The following is a 19,902-nucleotide window of genomic DNA, read 5'->3' on the forward strand; positions in this document are numbered from 1 at the left end:
ACGCCATCGACTACTTAAAATTCGTGCCGCGCTTCACGCGCTGCGAGGGTTAAGCCTGGGCTGCCAGGCTCACTTCTTTTGCCACCCGTTCCGTCGCATCAGGGATAGCGGCCGCGCGCGCGCGTTGCGCCATCTCCAGCAGTGCGTCTCTGTTCCAGCCCGCCAGGGTGGTGGCGACCGCGTCGGCGGTAAATTGTGGCTGCTCAAATATCTTCGCGGCACCGGCTTTCTCAAGCGGCAGCGCATTCCAGTACTGCTGTCGGTCTTTGTGCTGGAACGGCACAAACAGGGCAGGCAGACCGGCGGCGGCGATCTCGCTCACCGTCAGCGCGCCTGAACGACAGACCACGACATCGGCCCAGGCATACGCTGCCGCCATGTCGTCGATAAACTCTGTGACTTTATGCTGCGGCTGACCTTCGTCTGCGTAAGCCTGCTCAACGGTCTGCTGAGCGCCTTTTCCGCTCTGGTGCCAGATCGTCACGGCATCCCCCAGCTTTGCGGCAACCTGCGGCATCGTCTGGTTTAAGATACGCGCGCCCTGAGAGCCGCCGACGACCAGTACACGCACCGGCCCTTCACGGCCCGTCAGACGAGCGTCCGGCAGCGGCAGCGCCAGCACGTCCACACGCACCGGGTTACCTACGACGTCCGCTTTCGGGAACGCGCCGGGAAACGCCTGCATAACTTTGGTGGCGATTTTCGCCAGCCACTTGTTGGTCAGACCGGCAATACCGTTCTGCTCATGCAGCACGACGGGAATACCTAACGACCACGCCGCCAGCCCACCAGGACCCGAGACATAGCCGCCCATGCCCAGCACCACATCCGGCTTAAAGCGCTTCATGATGGTGCGCGCCTGACGCCAGGCGTTAAAAATACGCACCGGTGCCAGCAGCATTGCCTTGAAGCCTTTGCCCCGAAGGCCGGAAATACGAATAAAGTCGATCTCGATACCGTGCTTCGGTACCAGATCGGCTTCCATGCGGTCTGCGGTTCCCAGCCAGCGTACCTGCCAGCCCTGATCCATTAAATGGTGCGCAACCGCCAGCCCCGGGAACACGTGTCCGCCGGTACCGCCTGCCATCACCATTAACCGCTTCGGTTGATTCATCGTGAACCTCGTGTAAACGCCTGGGCTTTTTCCAGACGCGTCTCATAATCTATACGCAACAAAAACATGATGGCCGTCGACATAATCAACAGACTGGAACCACCATAACTGATCAACGGCAACGTCAGACCTTTGGTCGGCAGCATACCCGCTGCGGCCCCGACGTTAACCAATGCCTGGAAGCTAAACCAGATACCAATTGAACAGGCTAAGAATCCTGAGAAGCGGTGATCGATCTCCAGCGCTTTCCGGCCGATGGACATGGCGCGGAAAGCGACGAAGAATACCATTAATAGCGCTAATACCACACCGATATAACCCAGTTCTTCCGCAATAATGGAGAAGATGAAGTCAGTATGCGCTTCCGGTAAATACTCCAGTTTCTGTACCGAGTTACCCAGACCCTGTCCCCAGACTTCGCCGCGACCAAAGGCCATCAGCGACTGAGTCAGCTGATAACCGCTGCCGAACGGATCTTCCCACGGGTTCCAGAACGAGGTTACACGGCGAATACGGTAAGGCTCGGCGAGGATCAGCAGCACAACCGCTGAAATCCCCATTCCGATGATAGCGATGAACTGCCACAGCTTCGCGCCCGCCAGGAACAGCATCGCCAGAGTGGTAACGAACAGCACGACAACGGTACCGAGGTCAGGCTGCGCCAGCAGTAATACCGCCAGCACCAGAATCACGCCCATCGGTTTTAAGAAGCCGCGCAGGTTATTACGCACTTCATCTACCTTACGCACCAGGTAGTTAGCCAGGTAGCAGAACAGGGAGAGCTTGGTAAATTCCGCAGGCTGAATACGCAGCGGGCCAAAGGCGATCCAGCGCGATGCCCCGTTAACAGAGCTCCCCACCACCAGTACGATCAGCAGCATAATAATCGAGGCGATCAGCATCGCCGTACTGTGCCGCTGCCAGAACTCCATTGGCAGACGCAAGGTCACCAGCGCCAGGCAAAACGCCAGAATGATGTACAGACCATCACGCTTGGCAAACAGGAAAGGATCGTTCGCCAGACGCTGCCCGACGGGCATTGAGGCGGACGTAACCATAATAAAGCCGACCGCCGCCAGCCCCATCGTGAGCCAGAACAGCGTGCGATCGTACATGACCAGGCTGTCGTTATCTTTTTGACGAGAGCCCATCACCCAGCCTTTGAGCGCCGCAAACAGCCATGCCAGGATCCCAAATCCTGGCAGGCGCGGCATTTTCAGGCGAGGGAGAGATAAACGCATCAGCCTAACTCCTTCGCCAGTCGGGTAAAGACATCACCACGCTGTTCGAAATTCTTGAATTGATCGAGGCTGGCGCAGGCCGGAGAGAGCAGCACCATATCGCCTGGCTTCACGCGAGGAGCAATCAGCCGCATCGCCTGTTCCATGGTTTCGGTTTGCTCGGCGACCTCAGGGCGCAGTGCAGCCAGCTCGCTGCCGTCACGGCCGAAGCAGTACAGACGGACGTTATCACCGGAAAGATACGGTTTCAGGGAGGAGAAATCCGCTGATTTACCGTCGCCACCCAGCAGCAAATGCAGCGTGCCGTCAACGTGCAGGCCGTTCAGCGCGGCCTCCGTGCTGCCCACGTTGGTGGCTTTAGAGTCGTTGATCCAGCGTACGCCGTTGTGCTCCAGCGCCAGCTGGAAACGGTGTGCCAGACCAGTAAACGTGGTTAATGCTTTCAGGCTGGAGGAGCGTGGCAGCCCTACTGCATCTGCCAGCGCCAGCGCCGCCAGGGCATTGGTATAGTTGTGCTGACCAGTGAGCTTCATCTCTTTCACGTTCAGCACTTTCTCACCCTTCACGCGCAGCCAGGTTTCGCCCAGCTGGCGGTTCAGGTGGTAATCCCCCATCGTGATACCGAAGCTGATGCAGCGATCGTCTGCGCCACGCACCGGCATGGTCAACGCATCATCGGCGTTCACTACGCAGACTTTGGCATTCTCATAAACGCGCAGCTTGGCGGCACGGTACTGCTGCAGACCAAATGGATATCGGTCCATATGATCTTCAGTCACGTTGAGGATCGTCGCAGCCGCAGCGCGCAGGCTGGAGGTTGTTTCCAGCTGGAAGCTGGAAAGCTCGAGAACATACAGCTCACAGCCTTTATCCAGCAGCATCAGAGCGGGTAAACCAATGTTACCGCCAACGCCGACGTTCATGCCCGCCGCTTTCGCCATTTCACCCACCAGGGTAGTGACGGTGCTTTTACCGTTAGAACCGGTAATGGCGATAACGGGCGCCTGCGCTTCGCGGCAGAACAGCTCGATATCGCCGACAATCTCAACGCCCGCATCCGCGGCAGCGCTCAGTGAAGGATGCGCCAGCGCCATACCCGGGCTGGCGACAATCAGATCGGCTGCCAGCAGCCAGTCATCATTCAGACCACCAAGGTGGCGTTCAACCTGTTCAGGCAGTTTGTCCAGACCCGGCGGAGAGACACGCGTATCCATCACGCGCGGCGTCACGCCACGCGCGAGGAAAAAGTCCACGCAGGAGAGCCCCGTAAGGCCCAACCCGATGATAACGACTTTTTTGCCCTGGTAATCTGCCATGATTAACGTACCTTCAGCGTTGCCAGGCCAATCAGCACCAGCATCAGCGAAATAATCCAGAAGCGCACAATCACGCGCGGCTCCGGCCAGCCTTTCAGTTCATAGTGGTGGTGAATCGGCGCCATACGGAAGATGCGCTGACCGCGCAGCTTGAAGGAGCCGACCTGCAAAATCACCGACAGGGTTTCAACGACAAACACGCCGCCCATGATCACCAGCAGGAACTCCTGACGCAGCAGTACGGCGATAATGCCGAGCGCACCGCCCAAAGCCAGAGAACCGACGTCCCCCATAAAGACCTGCGCCGGATAAGTGTTGAACCACAGGAAGCCCAGCCCCGCGCCGACAATCGCCGTACAGACGATCACCAGCTCACCCGCGTGGCGCAGATAAGGGATGTGCAGGTAGTTCGCAAAGTTCATGTTACCGGTCGCCCATGCCACCAGCGCAAAACCGGCGGCCACAAAGACGGTTGGCATAATGGCCAGGCCATCCAGACCGTCGGTCAGGTTTACGGCGTTGCCGGTACCGACAATCACAAAGTAGGCCAGCAGGATGTAGAACAGCCCCAGCTGTGGCATCACGTCTTTAAAGAACGGCACGACCAGCTCGGTGGCTGGCGTGTCTTTCCCGGCCAGATACAGCGCGAAGGCCACGCCCAGCGCAATCACCGACATCCAGAAATATTTCCAGCGGGCAATCAGGCCTTTGGTGTCTTTACGAACGACTTTGCGGTAATCATCCACAAAACCGATGATCCCGTAACCCACCAGTACCGTCAGAACGCACCAGACGTACGGGTTGGAGGGATAGGCCCACAGCAGCACGGAAACGACGATGGCGGTCAGGATCATGATCCCGCCCATGGTCGGCGTGCCGCGTTTGCTGAAGTGCGATTCCGGACCGTCGTTACGTACAACCTGACCGAAAGAGAGTTTTTGCAGACGGGCAATCATGCGCGGGCCCATCCACAACGAGATGAACAGCGCAGTCAGCAGGCTGACGATGGCGCGAAACGTCAGATATGAAAAGACGTTAAAGCCTGAATAATATTTGACCAAATGTTCGGCCAGCCAAACTAACATGTCCCGTTCTCCTGTAATGCGTGCACAACCTCTTCCATGGCGGCACTACGTGAACCTTTCACTAACACAGTCACAATTTGTTTTTCTGCAATCAACGCTTTAAGGCGCTCTATCAACGCGGCTTTGTCAGCAAAATGCTCGCCAACGCCGCTGGCATAGCTAATCGCCTGGCTCAGTTTTCCTGCGCTCAGCACACAGTCCAGCCCCGCCGCTTTCGCCGCTTCACCGACCTGGGTATGACAGGCTTCGCTTTCGTCGCCCAGCTCTGCCATATCGCCAACTACCATGATGCGATAGCCCGGCATTTCAGATAACACCTGCACCGCCGCGGTCATCGAGCCAACGTTCGCGTTGTAGGAGTCATCCAGCAGCAGCTTATTTTCCGAAAGCTGAATCGGGAACAGACGTCCCGGCACGGCTTTCAGGTTCGCCAGCCCGGTTTTAATCGCTTCATGCGACGCGCCCACCGCCGTCGACAACGCCGCCGCCGCAAGCGCATTGGCGATGTTATGGCGACCCGGCAGCGGCAGCAGCACATCGACGCCACCCGTTGGGGTGGTGAGGGTGAACTCTGTGCCGTGCGACGTCACATGGATATTGGTCGCGGTAAAATCACTGTTGACCGCATTCGGCGAGAAGCGCCAGGTTTTACGCGAACCAATAATGCTCTGCCAGTTCAGCCAGTCGTTGTTATCAGCGTTCAGGATGGCGATACCGTCATCCGGCAGGCCGGTGTAAATCTCACCTTTGGCTTTTGCTACGCCTTCCAGCGAGCCAAAGCCTTCCAGATGCGCAGCCGCGAGGTTATTCACCAGTGCGGCTTCCGGGCGAGTCAGGCTCACGGTCCAGGCGATTTCGCCCTGGTGGTTTGCCCCTAACTCGATCACCGCAAATTCATGTTCTTTGGTCAGGCGGAGTAATGTCATCGGCACGCCGATGTCATTATTGAGGTTGCCCGCGGTATAAAGCGTATTCCCACACTGGCTGAGAATCGCCGCCGTCATCTCTTTCACTGACGTCTTGCCTGATGATCCGGTCAGGGCGACAACGCGCGCAGGGACCTGCTGACGGACCCAGGCGGCCAGCTCACCGAACGCGAGACGCGTATCTTTCACCACAATTTGCGGCAGATCGATATCCAGCTTGCGGCTGACCAGCAGCGCACCGGCGCCGTTCTCTTTGGTCTGTTCAGCAAAATCATGCGCGTCAAAACGCTCGCCTTTCAGCGCCACAAACAGACAGCCTGCGGTGATTTTGCGGGTGTCCGTCGTGACGGCATCAATCGTCAGGTCTTGCCCGTGCAGGTCACCCTGCAGAATGGCAGCGGCCTGGCTTAACGTGATGCTAATCATGCCACGACTCCCAGCAGACGTGCTGCCGTTACGCGGTCCGAGTAGTCCAGACGGCGATTGCCAACGATCTGATAATCTTCATGGCCTTTACCCGCCAGCAGGACAACATCATTCTCCCGCGCCTGCATGATGGTGTTAGTCACGGCTTCCGCACGGCCTTCCACCACGCGAGCGCGGCCCGCGTCCAGCATGCCCGCCAGAATGTCATTGATGATGGCGCGCGGCTCTTCCGTACGCGGGTTGTCATCGGTGACTACCGGAATATCTGCAAACTGCTCGGCAATAGCTCCCATCAGCGGGCGTTTGCCTTTGTCGCGATCGCCGCCGCAGCCAAACACGCACCAGAGCTTCCCTGTGCAGTGCAGGCGCGCCGCTTCCAGCGCTTTTTCCAGCGCGTCCGGCGTGTGGGCATAATCAACCACAACGGTCGGTTTGCCCGGCGCGCTGAACACTTCCATACGGCCGCAAACCGGCTGCAGCCGCGCTGAGGTTTTCAGCAGCTCAGCCATTGGATACCCCAGCGCGAGCAGCGTCGCCAGCGCCAGCAGCAGGTTGCTGACGTTAAACGCGCCCATCAGGCGGCTTTCAATTTCGCCTTCACCCCAGGAAGAGGCAAAGCGGATTGTCGCCCCGCTGTCGTGGTAATTCACTTCAACCGCCTTCAGCCAGCGGCCGTGGCAGTTTGGATTGATATGGTCTTCCATCGACACTGCAACCGCATCCGGCAGCTTCGCCAGCCAGCGGCGGCCCACTTCGTCGTCGGCGTTGATGATGGCTTGTCCGTAATGGTGAGTAGAGAACAGCAGCCATTTCGCAGCTTCGTAATGCTCCATATCACCATGATAATCAAGATGATCGCGGCTCAGATTGGTAAACACGGAAGCGGCAAATTTCAGCGCCGCGACGCGGTGCTGTACCAGACCGTGCGAAGAGACTTCCATCGCAGCAAAGGTTGCCCCCTGCCCTGCCAGACCGGCAAGCACATGCTGTACGTCTACCGCGGAGCCGGTGGTGTTTTCCGTTGGGCTCACTTTGCCCAGCAGGCCGTTACCCACGGTCCCCATCACCGCACCGGTTTCACCCAGCAGCTGGGCCCACTGCGCCATCAGTTGCGTGGTGGTGGTTTTACCGTTGGTACCCGTCACGCCAACCAGGCGCAGCTGGTCGGAAGGTTCGTGATAAAAACGCCCCGCCAGTGCGGAAAGACGCTCGTTTAACTGGCTGAGATAGATAACCGGCACCCCGTGCATTTCACGGATCTCACCGTCGGTTGCCTCATCTTTAGCCTCAGCAATAATGGCAGCCACACCTTGCGCAATCGCCTGCGGGATATAACGACGCCCGTCCGCCTGATGACCGACCACCGCCACAAAAAGATCGCCAGAAGCAGCCACGCGGCTGTCCAGTATCATCTCTCGCAGTGCTCGCTCCGGTGCATTTGGCACCCACGGAGCGAGAAGGTCGCGCAAATTACGATCTGCCACCTGTACCCTCGCCTTGATTAATTACAAATTCACTTTTTTCGCCCGTCGCCAGCGCATCCGGTTCAATGTTCATGGTACGTAACACGCCGCCCATGATAGCCCCGAACACAGGCGCGGAGACGGCGCCGCCGTAGTATTTACCCGCCTGTGGATCGTTAATCACGACCACCAGCGCAAAACGCGGATTGCTTGCAGGCGCAACGCCTGCGGTATAGGCAATGTATTTGTTGATATAGCGGCCATCCGGCCCCACTTTTTTCGCCGTACCGGTCTTGATAGCGATGCGATAACCTTTGATTGCCGCCTTCACGCCGCCGCCGCCGGGCAGCGCCACGCTTTCCATCATATGAACAACAGTACGGACGGTCGATTCCGGGAAGATACGCTCACCGGGAACCGGTGGATCAACTTTGGTAATCGACAGCGGACGATAAACGCCATAGCTGCCGATCGTTGCGTAGACTCGCGCTAACTGTAACGGTGTCACCATTAGCCCGTAGCCGAAAGAGAAGGTGGCCCTCTCTATGTCAGACCACCGTTGTTTTTGAGGATATAAGCCACTGCGTTCTCCGACCAACCCCAAATTGGTCGCCTTTCCAAGCCCAAAACGTGAGTAAGTCTCTACTAACGCTGAGGACGGCATCGCTAACGCCAGCTTTGAAACACCGACGTTACTCGACTTCTGTAACACCCCGGTCAGGGTCAATTCGCTGTAGCGCGCCACGTCTTTGATTTCGTGACCGTTAATTCGGTAAGGAATGGTATTCAGTACGGTATTTTCATTAACGATACCGCGCTGAAGTGCAGTCATGACGACCATCGGCTTAACGGTCGAACCCGGTTCGAACACGTCGGTGATGGTACGGTTACGCATAATATCCTTTTGCGTACCGGTAAGATTGTTAGGGTTGTAGGACGGGCTATTGGCCATCGCCAGCACTTCACCCGTGTTGACATCAACTAACACGGCACTGCCCGATTCCGCTTTGTTAAAGGCCACGGCGTTGTTCAGCTCGCGGTAAACCAGCGCCTGTAACCGCTCATCGATACTCAGCGCAAGGTTGTGTGCTGCCTGGCTGTCCGTTGAGGAAATATCCTCGATCACGCGACCATAGCGGTCTTTACGCACAATGCGCTCACCGGGCTGGCCGGTCAGCCATTTATCAAAGCTTTTTTCAACGCCCTCAATCCCCTGGCTATCAACGTTAGTAAAGCCAATGAGGTGAGCAGTCACTTCGCCGGATGGATAGTACCGGCGGGATTCTTCGCGCAGATGGATCCCCGGCAGCTTCAATTTTTTGATGTAGTCTGCCATGTCAGGATTCACCTGACGCGCCAGATAGATAAAACGCCCTCTCGGGTTGGTATTCACGCGTGAAGATAACTGGTCCAGCGGCATCTTCAGCGCATCCGCAAGGGCCTTCCACCGGTTATCAAGCGTGATGCCGCCAGCATCATGCAGTTCTTTCGGATCGGCCCAGATAGCCTTCACCGGCACGCTCACCGCCAGCGGACGACCCGAGCGGTCGGTGATCATCCCACGGGATGTCGACACTTCCTGGACGCGCAGAGAGCGCATATCGCCCTGGCGTACCAGCATGTCAGGGGCGACGATTTGTAGCCAGGCCACGCGTCCGAGCAGGAAACCCAGCGCCAGTAAAATGCAGCCGCAAAGCAACGCAAAACGCCAACTGACAAAGTTGGCCTGTTCTTCCTGACGTTTTGGTTTTAGCGTTTTTGCCGCTGCTTTCATGCGTCGCGTTTTCCCTTATTTTTGTACTACGATATTTTCCTGCGAAGGATCAACATGCTGCAGCTGCAGCTTTTCCGTTGCGATCCGTTCAACCCGGCTGTGATCGCCGAGCGCGTTTTCTTCAAGGATCAGATTTCGCCATTCAATATCCAGCGCATCGCGTTCCAGTACCATCTGCTCGCGTTGCGCAGTCAATAAACGTGTATGGTGGGCGGTGGTCACCACCGTAACTGCCGTGACAATGATGCAAATGAACAGACAGAGTGGCAGTTTCCCAAACCGCAAAAGATCGTCGCCGATCACGCCAGGCAAGGCATGGCGCTCGTTGCTTCCTAACGAATCCTTAACTTTGCTTAGGGTCTCTGTCACTCTGCCGATCATGCGTTCGTCCTCTCTGCAACACGCAGCACTGAACTACGGGCGCGTGGATTCTCTGCCACTTCTTCTTCGCCCGGCATCAACTTGCCTAATGCTCGCAACTGACGGCCACCCAGCTTCCTGAGTTGTTCTTCCGTCATCGGCAGCCCCGCTGGCACCTGCGGACCGCGGCTTTGTTCACGCATGAAGCGTTTCACAATACGGTCTTCCAGCGAATGGAAGCTGATGATGGATAACCGCCCACCCGGGGCCAGCACGTCGAGCGAGCTTTTTAGCGCCAGCTCTATTTCCTCCAGTTCACTGTTTACCCAGATGCGAACCGCCTGGAAGGTACGGGTCGCGGGATGTTTGTGCTTATCCTTCACCGGTGTCGCCGCCGCGATCACTTCGGCCAACTCTTTGGTGCGGGTCATTGGCTCAATGCGATTGCGCTCAACGATGGCGCGCGCAATACGTTTGCCAAAGCGCTCTTCGCCGAACGTTTTGATGACCCATGCAATATCGGCTTCGTCAGCGGTCTGTAGCCACTCAGCGGCAGACTGACCACGCGTCGGGTCCATCCGCATGTCCAGCGGACCATCACGCATAAAGGAGAAACCACGTTCAGCATCATCAAGTTGGGGTGAAGAGACGCCAAGATCGAGAAGAATCCCGTCGATCTTGCCCGTCAGGCCGCGCTCAGCCACATAATCCGCGAGCGCAGAGAAAGGTCCATGCACGATGGAAAAGCGTGGGTCATTGATGGTCTGTGCAACGGCAATAGCCTGCGGATCGCGATCGATTGCCAGCAGACGTCCTTCCTCTCCAAGCTGGGAGAGAATCAAACGCGAGTGACCACCGCGACCAAACGTGCCATCAATGTAGATGCCATCCGGACGAATATTCAGGCCGTTTACGGCCTCGTCCAGTAACACCGTTTTATGTTTATAATTTTCCATCATATTTATAGAGACAAGTCCTGCAGCCGTTCCGATAATGTCGCGGAATCAGACTGCTCAGCGTCGATATCTTCCTTGACCTGTTGATACCAGGTCGTTTCATCCCACAGTTCAAACTTGTTGAACTGCCCGACCAGCATCACTTCTTTGGTCAGACCGGCATGTTGCCGCAACACAGGGGCAATCAGTAATCGCCCTGCGTTATCCATCTGACATTCACTGGCATGTCCCAATAACAGCCGCTGTACGCGGCGTTCCTGCGGGTTCATGCTCGACAGTCGCGACAGCTTTTGCTCAATAATTTCCCATTCAGGCAAGGGGTAAAGCAGCAGGCAGGGGGAGTTAATGTCAATGGTGCAAACCATTTGACCCGCAGCGTTCTCAATCAGCTGGTCGCGGTATCGGGTTGGTACCGATAAACGCCCTTTGCTGTCGAGATTGACTAACGTAGCTCCACGGAACATGCCAGTCTCACCCCTCCTCACCACTTTAACCCACAAATTCCCACCTAAAGGAGTTTACGGAGCGAGGGAAAAGCTTGTCAAGCCAGGACTCTCCATATAAGGACTCGGAAGCCCTCTATTTACAGAGATAAACAGTCCTGGTTAATAACTGCACAACTGGCGAGGCAAAATTAACGTTATGAATATTTGTAAGAAAAAAACCGAATATGCACACTAGCGTTAAAGCTCACTCAATATCATCGCAGATAAATATAAAGTGTCAGTTTGCGACGCGGGCAGCATTTTATGACAGATTCTCAGGGGATAACAGCGCCAGATTCACCCAGGCACCCGGTAAGCGCAGCGGTTGCCACGTAAGCTGGCAAAGGAGGAGGAAAAACGTCTGATTATTCATCGACCGAAAAGGGTTTGTAACAAAATAATACAAAGAATGCCGTTTAAAATCGACCGGACGTTCTTAAAAAGACAATTTAAAAGCCAGAATGAATTAAGAAAAATAGGTGATTAGGATCCCTCAAGAATTATCCTAATTTCTCTCCGGGAATTATCTGCACGAATTATCGTAACAAAAGGGGGCAGATTTCGCCGCCCCGGTCATTTCATTTTTGGCGGCTTAAAATTCCGCGATGGTAGAGATTACGTTTGATACGCGTCAGGCCCGGCTTCGGCTTGCGCGGCTCATCCAGGCTTGCAAGCACAATCTCCAGCACGCGTTCAGCCACATCGCGGTGACGCTGTGCTACCGCCAGCACCGGGCACTGGAGGAAGTCGAGCAGCTCGTTATCCCCGAACGTGGCAATCGCCAGGTCGGAGGGCAGTTTGCCTTCCCGGCGTAAGGTCACGTCCATGACGCCCTGCAACAGCGCAAACGACGTGGTGAACAGCGCCTGAGGCATCGGATGCGTTTCCAGCCATTTCTCGAACAGCTGCGCGGCGGCTTCACGCTCGTAGCTGTTGGCATAGAGGTAGTGAACCTCGCGCGGATCGTCTTTCCAGGCGGTTCTGAATCCCTGCTCACGCAGGAAGCTCACAGAAAGCTCGGGCAACGCGCCAAGATACAGCACCGTTTCAGCGGGGAACGTTCTCAACTCTGCGGCCAGCATTTCTGCATCATCCTGATCCGCACCCACGACGCTGGTGAAATGCTCGCGATCGAGCGCGCGATCCAGCGCCACAATTGGGAACGGGTCATTCGCCCAGCGCTGGTAGAACGGATGCTCTGGCGGCAAGGAGGTTGACACGATAATGGCATCCACCTGACGCTGGAGCAGATGCTCAATGCAGCGCATCTCGTTATCGGGCTGGTCTTCTGAGCAGGCAATCAGCAACTGATAGCCGCGCTGACGCGCCTGACGTTCAAGATAGTTGGCGATACGGGTATAGCTGGTGTTTTCCAGGTCAGGGATCACCAGACCAATAGAGCGGGTACGCCCGGCACGCAGACCGGCTGCGACAGCATTCGGATGGTAGTTATGCTCACGAACCACCGCCATAACTTTTTCAACGGTCTTGTCGCTAACACGGTACTGCTTTGCTTTACCGTTAATCACATAGCTGGCCGTTGTTCGTGACACGCCGGCTAGCCGGGCGATTTCATCCAGTTTCACAATTGCCCCTTAAAAAAAGAAAAGAGTCCATGGCCCTGTCAAGGTTATGGTTAAATCTTTTAACATCTAAACGCAGAAAAGCCTTCGCGGCAACCGCTTTTATCTGCGTTGTCGGCTGATTACGCAAAAAAAAGCCCGGCTTTGGTGACCGGGCAGAAAGAGGCGAACCTTTTTGACAACTAACGCATAATTTTCTCACCGCGTGACAGACCGACTACACCCGATCTCGCGACCTCGACAATTTTTGCGACATCCCGCACTGACGCCAGGAAAGCATCCAGCTTGTCGCTTGTCCCAACCAGCTGAACCGTATAAAGAGAAGGGGTGACGTCAATAATCTGTCCGCGGAAAATATCCGCATTGCGTTTAACTTCTTCACGCCCGTAGCCGCTGGCCTGGATTTTCACCAGCATGACCTCTCGTTCAACGTAGGCCCCCTGCCCCAGCTCGCTCACGCGCAGCACATCAACCAGCTTATGCAGCTGTTTCTCAATCTGCTCAAGCACTTTGGCATCGCCGACGGTTTGGATCGTCATGCGCGACAGCGTCGGGTCTTCCGTCGGGGCAACGGTCAGGCTTTCAATGTTATAGCCGCGCTGCGCAAAAAGACCAATGACGCGCGACAGTGCGCCAGACTCGTTTTCCAGTAAAACAGATAATATCCGGCGCATATCAGGTTCTCTCCGTTTTGCTTAACCACATTTCATCCATACCACCACCACGAATATGCATCGGATAAACGTGTTCGGTCCCATCAACAATCACATCCATAAAGACGAGGCGGTTGTTTTTAACGTGCTCAAGCGCTTGCGCGAGCTTCGCTTCCAGCTCAGCCGGATCGGTCACCCGCATGCCTACATGGCCGTAAGCTTCAGCAAGACGAACAAAGTCCGGCAGCGATTTCATGTATGACTGTGAATGACGGCCAGAGTAGATCATATCCTGCCACTGCTTCACCATACCGAGATATCCGTTATTCAGGTTCAGCACCAGTACCGGCAGTTCATATTGCAGCGCGGTAGACAGCTCCTGAATGTTCATCTGAATACTGCCATCTCCGGTCACGCAGACGACGGTTTCATTCGGCAACGCCAGCTTCACGCCTAGCGCGGCAGGCAGACCAAAGCCCATGGTTCCTAAACCACCGGAGTTGATCCAGTGTCGCGGTTTATCAAACGGGTAATACAGGGCGGCAAACATCTGGTGCTGTCCCACGTCTGAGGTTACGTACGCCTCACCTTTCGTCAGTCGCCACACCGCTTCGATGACCGCCTGCGGCTTAATGTTTTCGCTTTGCGTGTCATATTTCAGGCACTGACGCGCGCGCCACTGTTCAATCTGCTGCCACCAGTCGCGGATCTCATCCAGCGGCTGGGTCGCACTCTCCTGGGTCAGCAGGTCCAGCATTTGCTCCAGAACCTGACGGGCATCACCGACGATCGGCACATCAGCAGCCACTGTTTTTGAAATTGACGTAGGATCGATATCAATGTGCAGCACGGTGGCGTTCGGGCAATACTTTGCCAGGTTGTTGGTGGTGCGATCGTCAAAGCGCACGCCGACGGCAAAGATGACATCGGAATGATGCATCGTCATGTTGGCTTCATAGGTACCGTGCATACCCAGCATCCCCAGCGCCTGACGATGGGTGGCAGGGAATGCCCCCAGCCCCATCAATGACGATGCAACTGGCAGGTTAAGTTTTTCAATGAGTTCACGAAGCTGGACTTCGCAGGCAGAGTTGATCGCCCCGCCACCGACATAGACAACCGGTTTTTTGGCTGCCAGCAGCGTTTGCAATGCCCGCTTGATCTGACCTTTATGCCCCTGCGTTGTTGGGTTATAAGAGCGCATGCTGACCGATTCCGGCCAGACATAAGGCAGCTTGTTTGCCGGGTTCAGGATATCTTTAGGCAGATCGACCACCACCGGTCCTGGACGTCCGCTCGCCGCCAGCCAGAAGGCTTTTTTCAGTACGCCGGGAATGTCTTCTGTTTGCTTGACCAGGAAGCTGTGCTTCACAACGGGACGCGAAATCCCGACCATGTCGCACTCCTGAAAAGCATCGTAGCCAATCAGTGAGGTTGCCACCTGCCCGGAGAGGATCACCAGCGGGATAGAGTCCATATAGGCCGTCGCAATGCCGGTAATGGCGTTTGTCGCGCCGGGGCCGGACGTGACTAGCACCACGCCCACTTCACCCGTCGCACGCGCCAGGCCGTCAGCCATGTGCACCGCCGCCTGCTCGTGACGTACCAGAACATGGTCAATGCCCCCTACCGTATGCAGCGCATCATAAATATCGAGGACCGCACCGCCAGGGTAGCCGAACACTTGCTTTACGCCCTGATCGATCAGCGACCGAACGACCATTTCCGCGCCAGACAACATCTCCATGCTTTGCCTCCAGGCATTTTGTTATAGACGGACTGCCGAATTCATTTCCGCACCGTCTTACGATTGGGATAAACCAATCTTATATTTTGCAGAGTGTTCTTTACCTTAACCGCTCGTTATGAGGCAGGCAATTAGCAAACCCGGGTAGATAAACGGCGCGTAAAGCAGAAAAAGCAGCCGTTAACAGGAGATATGGTTAATTCCTCTGGGAATAGAGGATGGGGTGATAAATCATCGCTGAAAAGCGCGACAATGCAGGAAATCATCTATTTTTGCGTGCCGGCGAGCATCCCGAAAAAAAGCACCACAGAATAAAATAGCAATTATCTAAAAGAACTCAGGATAAATCACATAAACCGATGCGATTTATCCTGATGCGTTTACCGGCGACAGATGCCAACCAGCAACTCTTCCATCCACTGATGCCCTTTATCCCGACCCGCCGCTTCATGCCAGGAAAGATAACAGGTGCGGCTATTTAGCTTGAGCGGCAGAGGTAAAATTTGCAGGTTTAACGGGTCAGAAAACTCTTCTACCAGCCAGCGCGGCGCAATCGCCACCAGTTGCGTCTGGGAGACCACGTTTAATACGCTAACCATGGCCATGCCCTGATACGCCACGCTCGCCTGTTTATCCGCAGTGTCATACCACGGCAGGCTAAAGGAAGCATATCTGTCGAGTGCAACAACGGCGTGCTGCTCGTTATAAACATCGCTTTCTAGCAGCGGAGAATTCAGGCGCGGATGTTTTTTACTGGCGACGAGAACCATTTCATCTTTAAACAGCGGCACACAGGAAAATTCTGGACGACGGAACTCTTCATACCCCAGAACGAATTCAATCTCCTGATAGCGTAACTGATGTTCCGTGTTTTGATTCAGGGATGATTTAAAAACAAGATTGATATTTGGTGCGATCTCTTCAACTTTATTATAAATAATCGACGTTAAATAATTATCTAATGGGCTACAGACGCAAAGATGGAATACGCGCTCGCTGCTTAAGGGTTCAAAGCCCGAGCCCGGCAGCTCGTTTTGTACCAGTTGCAACGCCTGGCGGATGGAGCCGAACAGCTGGAATGCGCGCGCCGTAGGCTGGATCCCTCTTCCGTAACGAACAAACAATTCGTCGTTAAACATGACCTTAAGCCTGGCAACGGCATTACTCACAGCAGGTTGTGACATCCCCAAGGCCTGGGCCGCGCGGGTAATATTCTGTTCCTGCATGACAGCATCAAACACCGTCAGAAGATTAAGATCCACCGTGCGTAACTGCGGTTTAATCCCATCAGTAGCTTGAGGTTGTTTAATATTATTTTCTGACACTTCTGACTCCACTGTCACGCTACACTCCCTTTGCTCACGTACGGTAATCATCTCGAAAATATGATTTATCATGCAAATACGATCAGCAAAAGAGAATTATTTAAAATTCGGAATATATAAAGACTCTATAATAACGAAAATTAATGTGCGCAAATGATATGTTTGACTTTAGGATTTGAATGAAACCATAAACCAAACAAATATACAATTGCCATCAGGTTAATGATGACTTAAGTATTATTAAACTGTTATTGCCATCGCCCTACAGTTAGTTAACAACCTGTTATATCCGTTCGCTTTTCAGCATTATGGAACAGATTCACTGCATTTATAACTTAATGATATTAAAACCTTTTAATCACAACGCATTCTCTTCAGGACATTTCACTCATTTTTAAACAATTATATTTATTTGTTTCTGCAACTCTTTTCTTAAGTCCAAAATTAGACAATTAGTCGGGTCGCGAAAGCTAAAACCAGCACAATTAGCTAAAGTGAATACCCTGCTGATTCCGTCCGTCGGGACCGTTTTCATCGTCAGGGGTTGACATGAACGGCCGTATCCAGTACCACTAAAAGCATATTGAATTTAACGGAGCACGATTCATGATTCGCACCATTCGTTTCACCGGTCTACTACTACTAAACGCATTCACTGTGCGCGGTAGACTGGCGGGCGAAATTCAGCGTTGAATCGTCACCAGTAAGACTAAAAACCCGAGCCACTGCGCGGGTTTTTTTATGCTCGTAGCAAGGCGCCCTAAGACTGACAAGGACCTAACCCATGAGCCAGCAAGTCATTATTTTCGATACTACTTTACGTGACGGTGAACAGGCATTGCAGGCAAGCCTGAGTGTAAAAGAGAAACTGCAGATCGCGCTGGCTCTCGAACGTATGGGTGTCGACGTGATGGAGGTCGGTTTCCCGGTCTCGTCTCCGGGTGATTTCGAATCCGTCCAGACTATCGCCCGCACCATTAAAAACAGCCGCGTTTGCGCTCTGGCGCGCTGCGTAGAGAAAGACATCGACGTTGCTGCCGAGTCATTGAAAGTCGCCGAAGCGTTCCGTATCCACACTTTTATTGCAACCTCACCTATGCACATCGCCACCAAGCTGCGCAGCACGCTGGATGAAGTGATTGAGCGCGCGGTGTATATGGTGAAACGCGCACGCAACTACACCGATGACGTTGAATTCTCCTGTGAAGATGCGGGCCGTACGCCAATCGAAGACCTGGCGCGCGTCGTGGAAGCCGCCATCAACGCGGGTGCGAAAACCATCAACATCCCTGACACCGTCGGCTACACCATGCCGTTTGAGTTCTCCAACATCATTACCGGACTGTACGACCGCGTACCCAATATTGATAAGGCAATTATCTCCGTCCACACCCACGATGATTTGGGTCTGGCCGTGGGTAATGCCATCGCCGCCGTCCACGCCGGTGCGCGTCAGGTAGAAGGCGCGATGAACGGTATCGGCGAACGCGCGGGCAACTGTTCGCTGGAAGAAGTGATCATGGCGATCAAAGTGCGCAAAGACATCATGGACGTGCACACCCGCATCAATCACAACGAAATCTGGCGCACCAGCCAGACCGTCAGCCAGATTTGCAACATGCCCATTCCGGCTAACAAAGCGATTGTCGGCACTGGCGCCTTCGCGCACTCCTCCGGTATTCACCAGGATGGCGTCCTGAAGAACCGTGAAAACTACGAAATCATGACCCCGGAATCCATCGGCCTGAACCAGGTGCAGTTGAACCTGACCTCCCGTTCCGGTCGCGCGGCGGTTAAACACCGTATGGAAGAGATGGGCTATAAGGACAGCGATTACAATATGGATCAGCTGTATGACGCGTTCCTGAAGCTGGCCGACAAAAAAGGTCAGGTGTTCGATTATGACCTGGAAGCGCTGGCCTTTATTAACAAGCAGCAGGAAGAGCCAGAGCACTTCCGTCTGGATTACTTCAACGTGCAGTCCGGCTCCAGCGACATCGCCACCGCCTCGGTCAAGCTGGCCTGCGGTGATGAAATTAAAGCAGAGGCCGCGAACGGTAACGGCCCTGTCGATGCCATCTACCAGGCGATTAACCGCGTCACCGAGTACGACGTGGAGCTGGTGAAGTATGACCTAACGGCCAAGGGCCACGGCAAAGATGCTCTGGGTCAGGTCGACATTGTTGTGACCCACAATGGCCGCCGCTTCCATGGCGTGGGCCTGGCGACCGATATCGTTGAATCCTCCGCGAAAGCGATGGTGCATGTTCTGAACAACATCTGGCGCGCCGCCGAAGTCGAAAAAGAGTTGCAACGCAAAGCTCAGAATAAAGAGAACAACAAGGAAACCGTGTAATGTCGAAGAATTACCATATTGCTGTGTTACCGGGCGACGGTATTGGTCCGGAAGTGATGGCACAGGCGCTGAAAGTACTGGAAGCCGTTCGTACGCGTTTTGCGATGAAAATCACCACCAGCCACTACGACGTGGGCGGTATTGCGATTGATAACCACGGTACGCCACTGCCGAAAGCGACCGTGGAAGGCTGCGAAAATGCCGATGCCGTGCTGTTTGGTTCCGTCGGTGGCCCGAAATGGGAACACCTGCCGCCAGCAGAGCAGCCAGAGCGCGGCGCGCTGCTGCCGCTGCGTAAACATTTCAAGCTGTTCAGCAACCTGCGTCCGGCGAAGCTGTATCAGGGTCTGGAAGAGTTCTGCCCACTGCGCGCGGATATCGCCGCCAACGGTTTCGACATTCTCTGCGTGCGTGAACTGACCGGCGGGATCTACTTTGGTCAGCCAAAAGGGCGCGAAGGCAGCGGACAACACGAGAAAGCGTTCGACACCGAGGTATATCACCGTTTCGAAATCGAACGTATCGCCCACATCGCGTTCGAGTCGGCGCGCAAACGCCGCCATAAGGTGACCTCCATTGATAAAGCGAACGTGCTGCAGTCCTCCATTTTGTGGCGCGAGATTGTGAGTGAAGTCGCTAAGCAGTACCCGGACGTTGCGCTGTCGCACATGTACATCGACAACGCGACCATGCAGCTGATTAAGGATCCGTCCCAGTTTGACGTGCTGCTGTGCTCCAACCTGTTCGGCGATATTCTCTCTGACGAGTGCGCGATGATCACCGGCTCGATGGGCATGCTGCCATCCGCAAGCCTGAATGAAGAAGGCTTTGGCCTGTACGAGCCTGCGGGCGGTTCCGCACCGGATATCGCAGGCAAAAACATTGCCAACCCGATTGCGCAGATCCTCTCCCTGGCCCTGCTGCTGCGCTATAGCCTGGATGCAGGCGATGCGGCAACCGCAATTGAGAACGCCATTAACCGGGCGTTAGAAGAAGGCGTCCGTACCGGCGATTTAGCACGCGGCACGGCGGCAGTCAGTACCGATGAAATGGGCGACATCATTGCCCGCTATGTCGCTGAAGGGGTGTAAT

General features: G+C 54.9%; 17 protein-coding genes. 3 read left to right on the forward strand and 14 right to left on the reverse strand.

Annotated features, from left to right (window positions below; genetic code table 11):
• Positions 1-49: 49 nt before the first annotated feature.
• From murG to leuO, 14 genes are all read right to left on the reverse strand, one after another.
• Positions 50-1,114: an undecaprenyldiphospho-muramoylpentapeptide beta-N-acetylglucosaminyltransferase gene (gene murG, locus P349_RS14210; protein WP_032649811.1), complete on the reverse strand. Its 1,065-nt coding sequence runs from the start codon at positions 1,112-1,114 to the stop codon at positions 50-52.
• Entirely contained in the window at positions 1,111-2,355 is a 1,245-nt protein-coding gene (ftsW, locus tag P349_RS14205; protein WP_024907458.1) for a cell division protein FtsW, read from the reverse strand. Before ftsW ends, murG begins: the two co-directional genes overlap by 4 nt.
• On the reverse strand, positions 2,355-3,671 hold the full coding sequence (murD, locus tag P349_RS14200; protein ID WP_032649813.1) for a UDP-N-acetylmuramoyl-L-alanine--D-glutamate ligase: 1,317 nt from the start codon (positions 3,669-3,671) through the stop codon (positions 2,355-2,357). Before murD ends, ftsW begins: the two co-directional genes overlap by 1 nt.
• Before the next feature lie 2 nt (positions 3,672-3,673).
• Positions 3,674-4,756: a phospho-N-acetylmuramoyl-pentapeptide-transferase gene (mraY, locus tag P349_RS14195; protein WP_008501985.1), complete on the reverse strand. Its 1,083-nt coding sequence runs from the start codon at positions 4,754-4,756 to the stop codon at positions 3,674-3,676.
• The gene (gene murF, locus P349_RS14190; protein WP_032649814.1) at positions 4,750-6,108 is read right to left on the reverse strand and encodes a UDP-N-acetylmuramoyl-tripeptide--D-alanyl-D-alanine ligase; all 1,359 of its coding nucleotides are present in this window, start codon (positions 6,106-6,108) and stop codon (positions 4,750-4,752) included. The genes mraY and murF overlap by 7 nt, the downstream gene beginning before the upstream one ends.
• The gene (gene murE, locus P349_RS14185; RefSeq protein ID WP_032649816.1) at positions 6,105-7,592 is read right to left on the reverse strand and encodes a UDP-N-acetylmuramoyl-L-alanyl-D-glutamate--2,6-diaminopimelate ligase; all 1,488 of its coding nucleotides are present in this window, start codon (positions 7,590-7,592) and stop codon (positions 6,105-6,107) included. The genes murF and murE overlap by 4 nt, the downstream gene beginning before the upstream one ends.
• Entirely contained in the window at positions 7,579-9,345 is a 1,767-nt protein-coding gene (locus tag P349_RS14180; RefSeq protein ID WP_024907454.1) for a peptidoglycan glycosyltransferase FtsI, read from the reverse strand. Before P349_RS14180 ends, murE begins: the two co-directional genes overlap by 14 nt.
• A gap of 15 nt (positions 9,346-9,360) precedes the next feature.
• Positions 9,361-9,726 (reverse strand): cell division protein FtsL, encoded by a 366-nt coding sequence (gene ftsL, locus P349_RS14175; RefSeq protein ID WP_008501989.1) that lies wholly within the window; start codon positions 9,724-9,726, stop codon positions 9,361-9,363.
• Positions 9,723-10,664: a 16S rRNA (cytosine(1402)-N(4))-methyltransferase RsmH gene (rsmH, locus tag P349_RS14170; RefSeq protein WP_021240527.1), complete on the reverse strand. Its 942-nt coding sequence runs from the start codon at positions 10,662-10,664 to the stop codon at positions 9,723-9,725. Before rsmH ends, ftsL begins: the two co-directional genes overlap by 4 nt.
• Positions 10,665-10,666: 2 nt before the next feature.
• On the reverse strand, positions 10,667-11,125 hold the full coding sequence (gene mraZ / locus P349_RS14165) for a division/cell wall cluster transcriptional repressor MraZ (RefSeq protein WP_021240528.1): 459 nt from the start codon (positions 11,123-11,125) through the stop codon (positions 10,667-10,669).
• 599 nt (positions 11,126-11,724) lie between these two features.
• On the reverse strand, positions 11,725-12,732 hold the full coding sequence (gene cra / locus P349_RS14160; protein ID WP_008501993.1) for a catabolite repressor/activator: 1,008 nt from the start codon (positions 12,730-12,732) through the stop codon (positions 11,725-11,727).
• Positions 12,733-12,911: 179 nt separating this feature from the next.
• A complete protein-coding gene (gene ilvN / locus P349_RS14155; protein WP_008501994.1) occupies positions 12,912-13,403 on the reverse strand; it encodes an acetolactate synthase small subunit in 492 nt (163 codons plus the stop codon).
• 1 nt (position 13,404) lies between these two features.
• A complete protein-coding gene (gene ilvI / locus P349_RS14150; protein WP_032649818.1) occupies positions 13,405-15,129 on the reverse strand; it encodes an acetolactate synthase 3 large subunit in 1,725 nt (574 codons plus the stop codon).
• 380 nt (positions 15,130-15,509) lie between these two features.
• Complete coding sequence (leuO, locus tag P349_RS14145; RefSeq protein WP_050597488.1) at positions 15,510-16,454, reverse strand: transcriptional regulator LeuO; 945 nt, start codon at positions 16,452-16,454, stop codon at positions 15,510-15,512.
• Between the two features lie 606 nt (positions 16,455-17,060).
• Here leuO and leuL point away from each other — a divergent pair.
• From leuL to leuB, 3 genes are all read left to right on the forward strand, one after another.
• Positions 17,061-17,147, forward strand: a complete 87-nt coding sequence (gene leuL / locus P349_RS27040; protein WP_071787438.1) for a leu operon leader peptide — start codon at positions 17,061-17,063, stop codon at positions 17,145-17,147.
• 91 nt (positions 17,148-17,238) lie between these two features.
• Positions 17,239-18,810 carry a 2-isopropylmalate synthase gene (gene leuA / locus P349_RS14140; RefSeq protein ID WP_029741222.1) on the forward strand — a complete coding sequence of 524 codons (1,572 nt, stop codon included), beginning with the start codon at positions 17,239-17,241 and terminating at the stop codon, positions 18,808-18,810.
• Entirely contained in the window at positions 18,810-19,901 is a 1,092-nt protein-coding gene (gene leuB / locus P349_RS14135; RefSeq protein ID WP_024907450.1) for a 3-isopropylmalate dehydrogenase, read from the forward strand. Before leuA ends, leuB begins: the two co-directional genes overlap by 1 nt.
• Position 19,902: the final 1 nt, after the last annotated feature.

The organism is Enterobacter sp. DC4 (assembly GCF_000568095.1).
GTDB lineage: Bacteria > Pseudomonadota > Gammaproteobacteria > Enterobacterales > Enterobacteriaceae > Enterobacter > Enterobacter pseudoroggenkampii.